Here is a 407-nt window from a genome sequence, read left to right as displayed (position 1 = left end):
ATATGAAAATAGTCGGGAGTCAGCGGGGCTTCGACAACTCCCCAAAGATTGTCGGAATCAACTCCGATACGGTCGGATGGATGGCCATGGTCTGGGTCATCTGCGTGGCGGTCATGCCACCGGCCATCGCGGCCAGCACCATATGGACCGCCTCGTCGCCGCCCGGGCCGAGGATGGCGGCGCCGAGAATCTGGTCGGTATCGGCATCCACCACCACCCGCATCGAGCCCTGCGCCTCGCCCTTCTCCACGGCCCGCGCCACGCGCGTCATCGGCCGCATGCCGATGCGCACCCGGTGGCCGGCCTGCCGCGCCTGGGCTTCGGTCATGCCCACGCGGCCGAGCGGCGGATCGGTGAACAGCGCGTAGACCGGAATCCGGTCACCCACGGAGCGCTGGGCCCCATCG

At 68.3% G+C, this 407-nt stretch carries 1 pseudogene; it reads right to left on the bottom strand.

The features are described from left to right. Window positions 1–19: 19 nt before the first annotated feature. A pseudogene (locus tag AC1DCP_RS26585) lies at window positions 20–407 on the bottom strand (pyruvate/2-oxoglutarate dehydrogenase complex dihydrolipoamide dehydrogenase); the annotation flags it as partial.

The sequence above is a fragment of the Agrobacterium sp. 10T429 genome (assembly GCF_056393925.1).
Note: the sequence above shows the minus strand (reverse complement) of the source record. Positions and strands in the feature narration are given on the sequence as shown.